Genomic DNA, 13371 nt, shown 5'->3' on the forward strand with positions numbered 1-13371 from the left:
GTGTGTTCGGGTTCAGGCTGCTGAATTCATGCGCGCGCGAAGGCGGGCGAGCACGTCGTCCGCCGAAGGGCCAAGCGGTGCACCAAAGCCGGCATTGGCAAGCTTTTCGACGATGGCCGTCTGCCGGCTCGACGCGTCCATTTCCTTCATGGTCGAGGCCGCAATCTCGCAGCGCCCCTGGTAGGCCCGAAGGCGGGCCAAGGTTTCCTCGGCCTCGTCCAGGGTTGCCAGGCCGGAATTATCGTCACAGGCGGCATTCAGCTTCTGCGTCTGCGCCGTGGCGCGCGCCAGCCGCTCGCCGCGCTGCAACTCCTGCAGACGCGCTTCCGATGCTTGGACCGTGGCCTTGAGCCTGCCGATTGTCTGGGTAAATTGCGCCTGCGCCTTCTCGGAAGCGTCGCGCTCGGCTTCAAGCTGGGCGATTGCCTCGGCCGCCTGTCTGGCAAGTTCGTCGCTGCCCTTCTGCAAGGCGGCAACGGCCCGGCTTTCCAGGTCCGCGATGCGGCCGGCAACCGCCGCGTGCTGGCTCTTTTCCTGTTCGTTCTGCGCGACGGCGATTGCCACCGCGCGGCGCGCCGACTGAATGGCGCTTGCCGCGTCACGGATCTGCTGCGCCAGCAGCGGCACGGCGTTGCGATCGATGAACGCCTGCTCCGCATCGAAGGCCCGACCGCGAATGAGCGTCAGAATTACATTGAACATTTGTCGTCTCCCGTTTATGAACGATGTTCATGAAACGAGATATGCCAGAATCATGAACGTTGTTCAAGAACAATTTTGAACAACGTTCAAAAAATTGGATTGGAATTGACAATGGCGAGAAAAACGCTGGAAAAGCGCGAGGATCTGAAGCTGCGGCTGATCGAGGCGGCGCGCAATCGCATAGCGGCCGATGGGCTTTCCAACCTGCGGGCGCGCGACGTCACGCAGGACGTCGGCTGTGCGCTCGGCGGTCTCTATACGGTCTTTACCGATCTCGACGATCTCGTCATCCACGTCAATTCGGCAACGCTGAAGGCGCTGGAGGCTTCCCTGACACTCGCGGAAGTCAAGAATCACACGCCGGCCGACCAGCTGCGCAACCTCGCACGCGGCTATTTGCGGTTTGCGGTCACCCACCGCAACCTATGGAAGGCGCTCTTCGACCATCGACCGCCGGACGACCGCCCGAGCCCCGAATGGCATCTGGAAGAACACATGTTCCTGATGGGCGTCATTGCCGCGCCGCTCGCCGAGTTGCAGCCCACGATGTCCGAGACGGCACGGGCCATTCGCGCGAGAACCTTGTTTGGTGCCGTGCACGGCGTCGTCAGCATCAGCCTCGAAGGTCGATTCGTCGGCCTGCCGATCGAGAGCCTGGAACTGGAGCTGGATGACTTTATCCTGACGATTGCAGCGGGCGCCGCGGCGAGACAGGCGTAGGCAAGTTCGCGCCCGTCAAGGGGTCGACGAGGCGTAGCTTCTGATATCGCCGAAGGCATAACCGCGTTGCTTCAGCCTGCGGATGAGGGCTTGCAGGTTTTCCTGGCCGTCGAACTGGTCCTGAAACATCTGATCGTGCATCAGCAGGATCATCTTTCCCCGTTGGGTGAAACGGCCATATTGAAAGAGGTGATCGATCTCGTTGACCAGGTGGTCGACCGATTGAACCGGCTTGCCGTCATCGCGATGCACCCATTCGAAATCCCAGCCATAGAGATAGAAGCCTGCTTCGGCGACGAGTTCATAGTCCAGCCACTCGCGCTCCCATTGGGCGACATTGATGGACAGATCCTCTCGCGATACGGTCGGAAGCCGGAAGACGTCCCTGCCCGGCAGCCGCGCATTCACGGTCGGCGTCAACCCAAGCACCTGATTGGCGTGCAGCATGTCCGCCACCACAGCCTGCGTATTGGAGTAATATCGCCTGTAGCGGTTGTTGGCGTGGCTGTAGCTGTGATTGCCGACGGTCACCAGTGGCATTGCCTTGGCTTCCGCCAGCAGGTCCCGTCCCCCAGGGCTGGTTTCCACATGCAACCCGACCATGAACATGACGGCCGGCACATTCTCCTGGCGCAGCACCGAAAGAACATTCTGCGTTCCCGGCAACGGACCATCGTCAAATGTCAGATAGATCGTTCTGTCCGCCGCCTGGCCGGCGATGGTGGAGACCGCAACAAGGATAGCGGTCAACAACAATCTGCCCAGTGCATTCCCCAGACTGTTCAATCCGCCCAAGCCAGCCGCCTCCCGCATGAATAAGGCAAACTGGCATATCGCATCGGACAAGGAAAGCGCCGCGAACGCGACAAAAGCAAAGGGCGCTCCACCCGTTTCCGGGGAGCGCCCTTGCTTTTTAACCCGGAAAGCAAACGCCGGCTCGACACGAAAATGCCGGCCCGGCAGGCCATCGATACAGGTGATGGAGGGCAGATAATAGCGAATCGCACCCTTTGCAAGGGCTAACTTCGAAAAACTTCAAGGCTTCGCCACATGGCAGAGCCATTTGGCATTATTCGCACATATCTGCCGCCCCAATTTGCGTCAGGCGGCCTGCAAGGTCGCATCGCGCGGGATCTCGACATCGATCTCCAGCATGGAGACATCCTTGTCGCGATCCATCTTCACCTGCACCTTGTCACGATCGACCTGGACATGCTTGGCGATGACGGCGAGAATTTCCTCTCTCAGCACGGATACGAGATCCGAACCCACCGAGGCGCGCTCGTGGGCAAGGAGGATCTGCAGGCGCTCGCGCGCCATCGGTGCAGATCTCTGCTTGCGAAACAGTCCGAAAATGCTCATGCGGCCCTCCTTGCGAAGATTTTGCCGAAGATACCCCGCTTCTCGCCGGGGATGGTGATCGGCAGCTGCTCGCCGGCAAGACGGCGTGCTGCTTCGAAATAGGCTACAGACGGCGCGCAACGGGCATCGGCAAGAGTAACCGGCGAACCGAGGTTGGAGGCACGCAGTACGTCCGTGCTCTCCGGGATGATGCCGAGCAGCGGGATGGAGAGGATCTCCAGCACGTCGTCGACCTTCAGCATGTCGCCGCGTTCGGCACGGGCGGCATCGAAGCGGGTCAGCAGGAGGTGCTTTTCCATGCGCTCGCCGCGCTCCGCCTTGAGCGTCTTTGCATCCAGCAGGCCGATGATGCGATCGGAATCGCGCACCGAGGAGACTTCCGGGTTGGTGACGACGACGGCAACGTCGGCATGGCGCATGGCAAGCGTTGCGCCGCGCTCGATGCCGGCCGGGCTGTCGCAGATGACCCAGTCGAAATAGCTCCTGAGCTCATTGATGACGCGCTCGACACCCTCTGGCGTCAGATTGTCCTTGTCACGCGTCTGCGAAGCCGGCAGGAGGAAGAGCGTCTCCAGCCGCTTGTCGCGGATCAGGGCCTGCGGCAGCTTGGCATCGCCATGGATGACGTTGACGAGGTCGTAGACGACGCGGCGTTCCGCACCCATGACCAGATCGAGATTGCGCAGACCGACGTCGAAATCGACCACGACGACCTTCTCGTTTCTCTGCGCCAGAGCCGCCCCCAGTGCGGCCGTGGAAGTTGTCTTTCCAACTCCGCCCTTGCCTGATGTGACGACGATTACCTTGCCCATCTCGCTCTCCTGTTTTGGCCGGCTTCGGCTCAGATTAGTTTCTCGGCCATGATCGTCTCACCATCCAGCCAGAGCTGGACGGCTTGCCCCCGGAGGCCGGGTGATACGTCTTCCGCCATCTTGTAGATTCCATCGATCGCCAGCAGCTCGGCCTCGAGCTTGCGGCAAAAGATTCGCGCCGAGGCGTTGCCGATCGAACCCGCCATGGCACGGCCCCGCAGGGCGCCGTAAATGTGGACGGATCCACCCGCGATCACTTCCGCGCCCGATGCCACCGAACCGATGATGGTGACATCGCCCTCGGGGAAGATCACCGACTGGCCCGAACGCACCGGCTCGCGAATAATCAATGACTGCGTCACCGGCCGGATTTCCGGCGGCGGCGACTTGGGCTCGCTGTTGCGACGCTCCACCACGGGCTCCGCCTCGGCGACTTCGAAGTCGGCAGCCGGACGCCCACCCTTCAGGATTGGCGGCATCCCCGGTCCAGCGATCGACGGACGTCCGCCCTCGATGCCCATGATGCTGACATTGCGGGCCGTAAGTTCGCCGATCAGCTCCTTGAGCTGAGGGCGGTCGATCGGCAGGTCGGTGATGTCAAGCACGACCGGCCGCCCCAGAAAGAAGCCGGCCGAACGGGCTGCCAGATCATCAAGCCGGATCAACCACTGTTCCAGCGGAAGATCCGGCGAAAGTACGACCGCCAGAAAGGAGCGGCCCTTGATACGGATCGAACGAGCGTCTGTTAGCACTTTGGTCATCTATGTAAATAAATCGTTGACCGTTTGTAGCGCTCATATGGTTAACAAGTGGTTAACGCGAGCTCTCGTTGGAGCCGGAACCGCCCCACAAAACGGCAATGCTCGCGAGCGCAGAAGGCTCGTTGGAACCGGGGTCGTAGACGCATGGAGCGGCAAAAATCGCAGCTCCCGCAAGGAAAAGAATGATCGGTCTCATGAGATCCTCCGGGCGCAAGGCGTGCGCCGCCTTGCTGGATATCCGATGCAGAAAAATTAACGATTCTGCGCGCCCCACCCTCAGGTACGGCGCGCAATATCGAGACGTGAACGATTCTCAGGCGAGCTTCAGCTCGACATCGATGTTGCCGCGAGTCGCCTTCGAGTAGGGGCAGGTCTGGTGCGCTTCCTCGACCAGCACCCGCGCTAGCTCAGGCTCGATGCCGGGCATGCTGACGGTGAGACGAGCCTGCAGGAAGTAGGCGCCGTCCGTAGTGCCTAGATCCACTTCGGCATCGACGGCGAGAGCGGCGGGCAGCTTGACCTTGCGCTTGCCGGCGGCCAGACCCATTGCGCCGGTGAAGCAAGCCGACCAGCCGGCCGCGAAGAGCTGCTCGGGATTGGTGCCGGCGTGAGCGCTGCCGGGAGGCGAGAGCTTGACCTCCAGTTGGCCGTCATCGCTGCGGGCGACGCCGTCGCGGCCGCCGATGGTGTGCGTTCTGCCGGTGTAGAGAACCTTGTCGATCTTGGTCATGGAACACTCCGTTGTTGCGTTACCCGCTCTGTTGTGTGGTGAGGGGCGACGTCCGTTGACGGAGCTGTTTTTGCTGGATCGAGGTATCCGGCATGTTTCCGGAATCGCCGGAAGTGTTACAAAACGTAGGCCCGAACAGGTCGGATACAAATGCTTACAAAGATCCTGAGGATCGTAAGCAGGTCAAAATGGGCGGAAAAGCCTCGCATGGAGGCATGTCGGGTTGTTTCCAAGGACGATGCCAAGCGCAGCGCCAGAGAGCGATTCCTGACCTGGCTGGCGCTCGCCCTCGTTCTTTTGCTGCTCGCCTGGCTGCTTGGATGGATTTGACCGCCATCCAGGCGACCAGAAGACCCACTCCTCAAAAATCCTCTCCGAGAGCGCTCAGGAGATGACCACTTCGGCGGCCAGGCCGCCGCCTTCGCGGTTATAGAGCCGGACGGAACCGCCGAGCGTCTGGGCGAGCTGCTGGGCGATCGCGAGCCCAAGTCCGGTGCCGCCGGTGTTGCGGTTGCGCGATTGCTCCAGCCGGAAAAAAGGCTGCATGGCCGCCTCGATCTGGTCCTGGGGAATACCCGGCCCGCGATCCAGAACCGTTATCGCAATCTCGCCCGCGTCCCTGCGTTCCACAGCAATTTCAGCGGCGCCGGCAAATTTCAGGGCATTGTCGATGAAGTTGGTAAGGATGCGGCGAAGGGCATGCGGCTTTGTCGTCGCCGTTCCGCGAATGAGGCCGAGAATCTCGACGGATTTTCCGGTATCCTGATAGTCGTAGCTGATGCTCTCGATGAAGGAAGCAAGGTCGATTCGCGAGCTCTTCTCGCCATTGCTATGGGCGCTGCGCGCATAGGCGATCCCATCCTGCACGAGGCGCTCGATTTCTCCGAGATCCTGCAGCAGCTTGGCCTTCTCGGGTGAATCGTCGGCGATATCGGCGCGCAGGCGCATGCGCGTGATCGGCGTCTGCAGATCGTGCGAAATGGCTGCGAGAATCTGCACCCGCTCCTCGAGATAGTGCGCTATGCGATCCCGCATGGCATTGAAGGCCTTGGCGGCGTGCGCCACCTCGCTCGGGCCCCCGTCGCTCAAAGCTGCCCCCTTCTTGTTGGGATCTAGCGCGTCAGCGGCGGCGGCAAGTTCGGCGAGCGGCCGGATCGCCTGGCGAACCGCAAACCAGGTGCACAGGACAATCACCAGCATCTGGACGACGAAGACGTAAGGCAGCCACGCCGCGATCGGCATGATTCCCCTCGGCGTGACATCGATCGTCAGCGGACTGCCGTCGCTCAAGTTCAGATGCGCCTGCAGTCGCGAGATCGGGCCGGGTATCGATTCCATGCGGATCGGAAAGCGATGACCGACGGCGTCCTCAATCTTGGCGGCGATCTCCGCGCCATGGGTGGAGGTATCGGGCACGCCCGGCAGGCCCGTTCCCAGCTCGAAGTTATAATTGCCACGGCTCAGCCAATCGACCAAATTCGCCCTTTCATCCGCCGGCAGGCGATCGAGCACCGCGATCGAGGTCGCGACGTCGTTTTCCAGCGTACCGAGCATGACGGCCTTTGCCGACATGTAGCGCTCGATGTAGAGCACGCTGAAGGACAGACCGTAGGCAATCGCAAGCCCGGCAAGCAGGATCAGGGAAATCCGCGAGCGCAGCGTACTGGGCCACCAGGGCCATCGGACTGAGAGGCCCGCCATCGTCATGGGCGCAGCTCCGCAATTTCCACCGGCACGGAGAAGACATAGCCTTCGCTGCGAACCGTCTTGATGTAGATCGGCTCACGCGCATCGTCCCCCAGACGCTGGCGCAGCCGGCTGACGAGCAGATCGATGGAGCGGTCGAAAAGATCGGCGTCGCGGCCCTGTGTCAGGTTCAGCAATTGATCGCGATTGAGCACCCGCTGCGGGTGGTCGATGAAGACGCGCAGCAGGCGGTATTCGGCACCGCTGAGCGCGATCTCGGTTCCGTCCCGGTCGAGAAGATGACGTCCGACCGTGTCCAGCCGCCAATCCCCGAAGACCAGTATTTGGCCGGCTTCGCTGATCTGCAGGTTGGGCGGCAACATGCGCGTGCGCCGGAGAACCGCCTTGATGCGGGCAAGCAGCTCACGGGCAGCGAAGGGCTTTGCCAGATAATCGTCGGCGCCCATTTCCAGGCCGAGAATCCGGTCCATCTCGTCGTCGCGCGCCGTCAGCATCAGGACCGGCGTCGCCTTGTGCTTTCCGGCGCGAAGCTCGCGACACAGCACCAGGCCATCGTCGCCCGGCATCATCACGTCGAGCACGATCAGATCGACCGAGTTGGCCTCGAGGAAACTGCGCATCTGTCGGCCATCGGCAGCCGTCGTCGCCCGCAAGCCGTTCTTCTTCAGATAGCTCGACACCAGCTCACGGATTTCCCGATCGTCATCCACGATCAGGATATGGTCGACATGGTCCATTTTGATTTCCCACCCATCATCGTAAGCATCGACCTACGAATATTGATCCTCTTGCCGTGCCAACGGCGGAGGGCGCCAGCATATGCCGGCGCCCGCACGCACACTATCGCCGTGCTAGAATCGATCAACATCTATCACGGCCTGAGCGAAGGCTTGCGGCGCTTCCTGGGGCAGATTGTGCCCGATGCCGCCGGTGACGGTGCGATGCTCGTACTTGCCCGAGAATTTGCCGCGATAGGCCGACGGCTCCGGGTGCGGCGCGCCGTTTGCGTCGCCTTCCATGGTGATCGTCGGTATGGCAACCGCCGGGCCTGCGGCCAGCGTCTTCTCGTAGGCATCGAACTTCGTCTCGCCTTCGACCAGACCGAGGCGCCAGCGGTAATTGTGGATGACGATATCGACATGGTCTGGATTGTCGAATGCCGCGGCCGACCGATCGTAGGTGGCGTCGTCGAAGGCCCATTGCGGCGAGGCGGTGTGCCAGATCAGCTTTGCGAAATCATGCCGATTTTCCTCATAGCCGAGACGGCCGCGCTCGGTGGCGAAATAGAACTGATACCACCAGGCAAGTTCGGCTTTCGGCGGCAAGGGCTTGCGGTTGATCTCCTGGCTGCCGATCAGATAGCCGCTGACCGAAACCATCGCCTTGCAACGCTCGGGCCAGAGCGCCGACATGACGTTGGCGGTGCGGCCGCCCCAGTCGTAACCGGCAACAACGGCCTTTTCGATCTTCAGCGCATCGAGAAGCGCGATCATATCGGCCGCCAGCGCTGCCTGCTGGCCGTTGCGCGGGGTTTCCTTCGAAAGGAAGCGGGTGGTCCCGTATCCGCGCAGATAGGGGATGACGACACGGTAGCCGGCACCGGCCAAGAGCGGCGCGACATCGACGAAGCTATGGATATCGTAGGGCCAGCCGTGCAGCAGCAGCACGACCGGGCCATCGGCCGGACCGGCTTCGGCGTAACCGATGTTGAGCACGCCCGCATCGATCTGCTTCAGCGCGTCGAAGGACGTATGGCTTCCAGCCTTGACGGCAGGCAGGGTCGAAGCGGAAGCCTTCGGTTGGGCGGCGCCGGCCATGGCCGGCAGGCCGAGTTCGGCGGCTGCGACGGCGACGGCGGCAAGACCGAAAAAGCGGCGGCGGCTGTGATTGAGTTCCTCGGACATCTGTCTCTCCTGTCGATTGGATCGTGAGATCGAGAAAACCAGCCGCTTGTATCGTCGATGTGTCGCATGCGGCGGCCTTTTGAATGCCTTTGTAGCTTCAGGCCGTACAGATACAGTCTGATACAATCCGCTTCCTTTGATCGACCAAGGCCTGGCAGCGCCCGAAACGCCGGCAAGATCACACGCGCGTCCGCCAATTTGTATCGCATTGTATCGAGGCCGACGACATCGACGTTTCGGTACATTCTCCCGTCCAGCCCGACACATTCGAGATACGTCGCCAGCGGCAGATGGCCTCACCGCTGAGCACGGCACCTCGCCGTCGGCAGCCGGTCAATCGCTTCCAAAGGAACAAGACGATGACGCTTCTCATCATAGCCTATCTCGGCGGCGCGCTGACGATCCTCAGTCCGTGTATCCTGCCCATCCTCCCCTTCGTCTTCGCCCGCGCCGGACAGCCCTTCGTCAGGAGCACGCTGCCTATGCTTGCGGGCATGGCGCTCACCTTCGCATGTGTCGCAACCCTTGCCGCGATCGGTGGCGCCTGGGCCATCCGCGCCAATGAATACGGCCGCCTCGCGGCAATCGTCCTGCTCGGGCTCTTCGGCCTAAGCCTGATTTCGCCGCGTATCGCCAGCGCCCTGTCCCGGCCGGCCGTCGATCTCGGCAACAATCTCCTGAACGCCGCCGGCGCGCATCGTGCGAGCGCAAGCGTCAGAAGCTCCTTCGTGCTCGGCATTGCGACCGGCCTGCTTTGGGCGCCCTGCGCCGGCCCGATCCTCGGGCTTGTGCTGACGGGCGCGGCATTGAAGGGCGCCAACCTGCAGACGACGTTCCTGCTGCTGGCCTATGGCGCCGGTGCCGCGACCTCGCTCGCCGTCGCGCTGTTTGCCGGCGGCAGGATCTTTGCCGGCATGAAGCGATCTCTGGGCGTCAGCGAACGCATCCGCCAGCTCGCAGGTGCCGCTGTTCTCGCCGGCGTCGCAGCCATCGCCCTTGGCCTCGATACCGGCCTGCTCGCCCGCCTTTCCTATGCAAGCACCGGCTCCTTCGAGCAGGCATTGCTGGAAAAGCTGCACGCGAAAGCGACAGGTCCGGAGACCGAAATTGCCAGCAACGGCGCAATGAAGATTGCCAGCGACGCGACACACCCGTTCCACAGCGATCTTCCGATCGAAGGCCCATCCCCTTCCCTCGACGGCGCCGTCACCTGGCTGAATTCCGAGCCGCTGACGTCAGCCGAGCTTCGCGGCAAGGTCGTGCTCGTCGATTTCTGGACCTATTCCTGCATCAACTGCATCCGCACCATACCCTATGTTCGCGCCTGGGCGGAAAAGTATAGGGATCGGGGCCTTGTCGTGATCGGCGTCCACGCTCCCGAATTCGCCTTCGAGAAGAATGTCGATAACGTCAGGAAGGCGATCGCCGACTTCAAGATCGGCTATCCCGTCGCGATCGACAACGACTATCGCATCTGGCGCGCCTTCGAGAACAACTACTGGCCCGCCCATTGCCTGATCGATGCCAAGGGGCAGGTCCGCTACCAGCATTTCGGCGAAGGCAACTATCGCCAGACCGAACAGGCGATCCAGGATCTTCTGCGCGAGGCAGGCAGCGACATGGCCCAAAGCGGCCCGGTCGTTCCCGATGCAAAGGGTGCCGAAGCGAGCCCCGATCTCGGCCATATCCGCTCGGGCGAGACCTATGTCGGCTACAAACAGGCGACCGGCTTCGTCTCTCCCGAGGGCCTGAAGGCCGATGCCCCTGCCAACTATTCGATTGCCAATCCCGACCTGAACCAATGGGGGCTGGCCGGAACATGGACCGTCGGCCCGGAACAGGCTTCGCTCGACACGGCAGGCGGCGGCATAAGCTATCGTTTCAGCGCCCGCGACCTGCATCTCGTCCTCGGGCCATCCGCCGATGGAAAGCCGATCCGCTTCCAGGTGACGGTGGACGGAAAGGCCCCTGGCTCCAACCATGGCTCCGATACCGATGCCGCCGGAAACGGCACCGTTACGGGAACCAGGCTCTACCAGCTCGTCCGCCAGTCCGGCGATGTCGCCGCACGCAACTTCGAGATCCGTTTCCTCGACCCCGGGGTACAGGCCTACGCCTTCACCTTCGGCTGAAATTCCCCTCTTACCCCACACAAGAACCAAACCCGACAGGAGTCATAGCTATGAACACGCGTTTTCTCTCCACCATCGCCCTTGGCCTTGCTGCAAGCACCATGGCGTTTGCGGCGCACGCCGCCGAGATCAGGAATATCGTCATCGTCCACGGCGCGCTTGCCGATGGTTCGGGATGGCGCAAGACCAGCGAGATCCTCGAGAAGGACGGCTTCAAGGTCTCGATCGTTCAGGAGCCGATCACCTCGCTCGCCGACGATGTCGCCGCGACCAACCGCGTGCTCGACCTGCAGGACGGGCCGAGCCTGCTCGTCGGCCACAGCTACGGCGGCATGGTCATCACCGAGGCGGGAAACAGGCCCGATGTCGCCGGTCTCGTCTATGTCGCCGCGTTTCAGCCCGATAAGGGCGAAAGCCTGATCAGCCTCGCCAGCTCCAAGCCCGCCGGCGGCATGAACATCCGCGAAACAAAGGATGGCCAATACCTCTATCTGGATCCGGCAGCCTTCGCCGCCGACTTTGCCGCCGACCTGCCGAAGGATGAGGCCGATTTCCTGGCCAGATCGCAGGTGTTCGCTTCGAAGGCAGCCTTTACAGCCAAGGTCGGCGATCCGGCATGGCGGACGAAGACGAGCTGGGTCGTCGTTGCAAGCGATGACCGCTCCATCAATCCGGCCCTCGAGCGGGACATGGCAAAGCGCGCCGGCAGCGTCGTGACCGAAATCAAGGCAAGCCACGCCGTCTTCGCCTCGCAGCCGGAAAAGGTCGCGGCCGTTATCGAAAAGGCAGCGAAAGACGCCGGCAAATAAGGGAAAACGGCGGCGGCCGCATGAATGGCCGCCGCCTGTTTCCTACACGGGATCGTAGCGGCTGACTTCGATCCCGGAGCCGACGGGCAACAGAACGGACGTGATGCCCGGCTTGGCGCGAACAGCCTCGCCGTAGCGCTTCACGTCCTCGTTGCCGGGCATGAACATGTTGTCGGCAACGATGATCGCGCCCGGATTGAGCTTCGGATAGAAGGCGTCCAGGCAGGGAATGTAGAGATCCTTCCACAGATCGACGAGGACGAAGTCGACGCCGATCGGAAGCGCCTTGATCATCTCGACAGCATCGCCGATCTGGAAGTCGATATGCTCCGACAACCCCGCCTTCCCGGCCATCTTCCGGGCAAACTCGGTCTTGTAGGCGTGCAGTTCCATGGAGATCAGCCTTCCGCCGCTGGCGCGCGCGGCCTCCGCAAGCCAGATGCCGGAATAGCCGAAGGATGTACCGAGCTCCAGAATGGCGGGAGACGTCAGACTTTTCGCCAGAATATTGAGCAGCCGACCGGTTTCGGGCCCAACAGCCCTCAAGCGACGATCCTGGCCGCCATCGCGCCCGCCGGGCGGCATCTCTTTCGGCTTGCTATGCTCCTCGCGGATAAGTTCGTGATAGGCTTCAAGAACGGCTTCGATCTTCTCGTCCATGGCAAACTCACCTTCCAGGCAATCATCATGGGAATGTCCCAGGCGATATGGCTACATCGCGATATGGCGCGGCTCAAGCGCTATCCGGGAGCATGTCTGAAACTTGATCTTTTACCGGCGTTGTGCGGGACGCATTCTGCTCGCGAATAAGCTCGATCAGCGCGCGCAGCCGCGCGGGCATCTGGCGCCGCTGGGCAAAATAGAGGCTCAGTCCCGGATAGGGCGGGCTCCAATCCTCCAGCACCGAAATCAGATTGCCCGCAGCCATGTGATCGGCAACGGACGCTTCGCTGATATAGGCAAGCCCCGCCCCATCGAGGGCGGCGTTCAGCATCAGGTCGGAGGCATCGAGAATGAGGCTTCCCGGTGCGTCGATGAGGATGGACTGACCATGCCGCTCGAATTCCCAGCGATAAAGCCTGCCGCTCGCCATGCGGGCTCGGATGCAGCGATGCTGCAGGAGATCGCCCGGAACAAGCGGGCGCGGCCTCTGGCGGAAGTAGGCGGGTGAGCCGACCACAAGCGAGCGTATGGTCGGAATGATCGGTACTGCGACCATATCCGTCGGCACGGCCTCGGCGAGGCGCACGCCGGCATCGAAGCCCTTGCCGATGACATCGACGAGGGCGTTATCGGTGACGATCTCGATCTCGACCTCCGGATAGCGCCGGCCATATTCGAGGATGAGCGGCTTGAGAAGCATGCGCGCGGCGCCGGGCGCCATGTTGAGCCGAAGCGTGCCCGACACCGAGCCGGAAGACATGCCGGCATTTTCGATGGCCCTGTCGAGCGCGGCAAGCGCCGGCGCCACGTCCGCCACCAGCCGCTCGCCCGCATCCGAGAGTGTCACGCTGCGCGTCGTCCTGTTGAATATCCGCACGGAGAGGCGCTCCTCCAGCGCCGCAACCGCATGGCTGAGGGCGGACGACGACATGCCGAGCTCTCGTGCGGCCGCGCGAAAGCCGCCGTGACGCGCGACGGCCGCAATCGCCTCCAGCTCAGCCAGGCTTGCTTTCATTGCGCGATTTTCCTCATCAGACTGTGCAAACTTGTCCTTCTAGCCCGCACAGAT

Annotated in this window: 16 protein-coding genes; 4 read left to right on the top strand and 12 right to left on the bottom strand. The window is 62.3% G+C overall.

Annotated elements, in window-relative coordinates:
- Positions 1-12 precede the first annotated feature (12 nt).
- The gene (locus ACQZ6J_RS17575) at positions 13-702 is read right to left on the bottom strand and encodes a PspA/IM30 family protein (RefSeq protein ID WP_449085023.1); all 690 of its coding nucleotides are present in this window, start codon (positions 700-702) and stop codon (positions 13-15) included.
- Positions 703-813: 111 nt separating this feature from the next.
- On the opposite strand from ACQZ6J_RS17575, the gene ACQZ6J_RS17580 reads away from it, so the two are divergent.
- Positions 814-1422 carry a TetR/AcrR family transcriptional regulator gene (locus ACQZ6J_RS17580; RefSeq protein ID WP_449085024.1) on the top strand — a complete coding sequence of 203 codons (609 nt, stop codon included), beginning with the start codon at positions 814-816 and terminating at the stop codon, positions 1420-1422.
- 15 nt (positions 1423-1437) lie between these two features.
- Here ACQZ6J_RS17580 and ACQZ6J_RS17585 read toward each other — a convergent pair whose 3' ends face one another.
- From ACQZ6J_RS17585 to ACQZ6J_RS17610, 6 genes are all read right to left on the bottom strand, one after another.
- Complete coding sequence (locus tag ACQZ6J_RS17585; RefSeq protein WP_449085025.1) at positions 1438-2172, bottom strand: polysaccharide deacetylase family protein; 735 nt, start codon at positions 2170-2172, stop codon at positions 1438-1440.
- Between the two features lie 351 nt (positions 2173-2523).
- Entirely contained in the window at positions 2524-2784 is a 261-nt protein-coding gene (gene minE, locus ACQZ6J_RS17590) for a cell division topological specificity factor MinE (protein WP_163990369.1), read from the bottom strand.
- On the bottom strand, positions 2781-3596 hold the full coding sequence (gene minD / locus ACQZ6J_RS17595) for a septum site-determining protein MinD (RefSeq protein ID WP_163990367.1): 816 nt from the start codon (positions 3594-3596) through the stop codon (positions 2781-2783). Before minD ends, minE begins: the two co-directional genes overlap by 4 nt.
- Positions 3597-3625: 29 nt before the next feature.
- Positions 3626-4357 (bottom strand): septum site-determining protein MinC, encoded by a 732-nt coding sequence (gene minC, locus ACQZ6J_RS17600; protein WP_163990364.1) that lies wholly within the window; start codon positions 4355-4357, stop codon positions 3626-3628.
- Between the two features lie 52 nt (positions 4358-4409).
- Positions 4410-4553, bottom strand: a complete 144-nt coding sequence (locus ACQZ6J_RS17605) for a hypothetical protein (RefSeq protein ID WP_204326735.1) — start codon at positions 4551-4553, stop codon at positions 4410-4412.
- 117 nt (positions 4554-4670) lie between these two features.
- Positions 4671-5087, bottom strand: coding sequence for an organic hydroperoxide resistance protein (locus ACQZ6J_RS17610; RefSeq protein ID WP_449085026.1), 417 nt, complete (start codon positions 5085-5087; stop codon positions 4671-4673).
- A gap of 207 nt (positions 5088-5294) precedes the next feature.
- Here ACQZ6J_RS17610 and ACQZ6J_RS17615 point away from each other — a divergent pair, with 207 nt between their 5' ends.
- Entirely contained in the window at positions 5295-5417 is a 123-nt protein-coding gene (locus ACQZ6J_RS17615; protein ID WP_449085027.1) for a hypothetical protein, read from the top strand.
- 54 nt (positions 5418-5471) lie between these two features.
- Here ACQZ6J_RS17615 and ACQZ6J_RS17620 read toward each other — a convergent pair whose 3' ends face one another.
- The 3 genes from ACQZ6J_RS17620 to ACQZ6J_RS17630 form a co-directional block, all read right to left on the bottom strand.
- The gene (locus tag ACQZ6J_RS17620; RefSeq protein WP_449085028.1) at positions 5472-6794 is read right to left on the bottom strand and encodes a sensor histidine kinase; all 1323 of its coding nucleotides are present in this window, start codon (positions 6792-6794) and stop codon (positions 5472-5474) included.
- Positions 6791-7531 carry a response regulator gene (locus ACQZ6J_RS17625; RefSeq protein ID WP_163990358.1) on the bottom strand — a complete coding sequence of 247 codons (741 nt, stop codon included), beginning with the start codon at positions 7529-7531 and terminating at the stop codon, positions 6791-6793. Before ACQZ6J_RS17625 ends, ACQZ6J_RS17620 begins: the two co-directional genes overlap by 4 nt.
- A 114-nt stretch (positions 7532-7645) precedes the next feature.
- Complete coding sequence (locus ACQZ6J_RS17630; protein WP_449085029.1) at positions 7646-8698, bottom strand: alpha/beta fold hydrolase; 1053 nt, start codon at positions 8696-8698, stop codon at positions 7646-7648.
- Positions 8699-9057: 359 nt separating this feature from the next.
- Here ACQZ6J_RS17630 and ACQZ6J_RS17635 point away from each other — a divergent pair, with 359 nt between their 5' ends.
- Complete coding sequence (locus ACQZ6J_RS17635; RefSeq protein ID WP_449085030.1) at positions 9058-10830, top strand: cytochrome c biogenesis protein DipZ; 1773 nt, start codon at positions 9058-9060, stop codon at positions 10828-10830.
- 50 nt (positions 10831-10880) lie between these two features.
- Entirely contained in the window at positions 10881-11639 is a 759-nt protein-coding gene (locus ACQZ6J_RS17640) for an alpha/beta fold hydrolase (RefSeq protein ID WP_449085031.1), read from the top strand.
- 42 nt (positions 11640-11681) lie between these two features.
- Here the strand turns inward: ACQZ6J_RS17640 and ACQZ6J_RS17645 are convergent, their stop codons facing one another.
- Together ACQZ6J_RS17645 and ACQZ6J_RS17650 are read right to left on the bottom strand one after the other, a co-directional pair.
- Entirely contained in the window at positions 11682-12299 is a 618-nt protein-coding gene (locus ACQZ6J_RS17645; RefSeq protein WP_449085032.1) for an O-methyltransferase, read from the bottom strand.
- Between the two features lie 73 nt (positions 12300-12372).
- Complete coding sequence (locus ACQZ6J_RS17650) at positions 12373-13317, bottom strand: LysR family transcriptional regulator (RefSeq protein WP_449085033.1); 945 nt, start codon at positions 13315-13317, stop codon at positions 12373-12375.
- Positions 13318-13371 lie beyond the last annotated feature (54 nt).

The sequence above is a fragment of the Rhizobium sp. A37_96 genome (assembly GCF_053521765.1).

Bases quoted from the DNA above. Each gene is read 5' to 3' on its own strand.
- ACQZ6J_RS17575 (WP_449085023.1), bottom strand. From the start codon at position 702: ATGTTCAATGTAATTCTGACGCTCATTCGCGGTCGGGCCTTCGATGCG.
- ACQZ6J_RS17580 (WP_449085024.1), top strand. From the start codon at position 814: ATGGCGAGAAAAACGCTGGAAAAGCGCGAGGATCTGAAGCTGCGGCTG.
- minE (WP_163990369.1), bottom strand. From the start codon at position 2,784: ATGAGCATTTTCGGACTGTTTCGCAAGCAGAGATCTGCACCGATGGCG.
- minD (WP_163990367.1), bottom strand. From the start codon at position 3,596: ATGGGCAAGGTAATCGTCGTCACATCAGGCAAGGGCGGAGTTGGAAAG.
- minC (WP_163990364.1), bottom strand. From the start codon at position 4,357: ATGACCAAAGTGCTAACAGACGCTCGTTCGATCCGTATCAAGGGCCGC.
- ACQZ6J_RS17605 (WP_204326735.1), bottom strand. From the start codon at position 4,553: ATGAGACCGATCATTCTTTTCCTTGCGGGAGCTGCGATTTTTGCCGCT.
- ACQZ6J_RS17610 (WP_449085026.1), bottom strand. From the start codon at position 5,087: ATGACCAAGATCGACAAGGTTCTCTACACCGGCAGAACGCACACCATC.
- ACQZ6J_RS17615 (WP_449085027.1), top strand. From the start codon at position 5,295: ATGGAGGCATGTCGGGTTGTTTCCAAGGACGATGCCAAGCGCAGCGCC.
- ACQZ6J_RS17620 (WP_449085028.1), bottom strand. From the start codon at position 6,794: ATGACGATGGCGGGCCTCTCAGTCCGATGGCCCTGGTGGCCCAGTACG.
- ACQZ6J_RS17625 (WP_163990358.1), bottom strand. From the start codon at position 7,531: ATGGACCATGTCGACCATATCCTGATCGTGGATGACGATCGGGAAATC.
- ACQZ6J_RS17630 (WP_449085029.1), bottom strand. From the start codon at position 8,698: ATGTCCGAGGAACTCAATCACAGCCGCCGCCGCTTTTTCGGTCTTGCC.
- ACQZ6J_RS17635 (WP_449085030.1), top strand. From the start codon at position 9,058: ATGACGCTTCTCATCATAGCCTATCTCGGCGGCGCGCTGACGATCCTC.
- ACQZ6J_RS17640 (WP_449085031.1), top strand. From the start codon at position 10,881: ATGAACACGCGTTTTCTCTCCACCATCGCCCTTGGCCTTGCTGCAAGC.
- ACQZ6J_RS17645 (WP_449085032.1), bottom strand. From the start codon at position 12,299: ATGGACGAGAAGATCGAAGCCGTTCTTGAAGCCTATCACGAACTTATC.
- ACQZ6J_RS17650 (WP_449085033.1), bottom strand. From the start codon at position 13,317: ATGAAAGCAAGCCTGGCTGAGCTGGAGGCGATTGCGGCCGTCGCGCGT.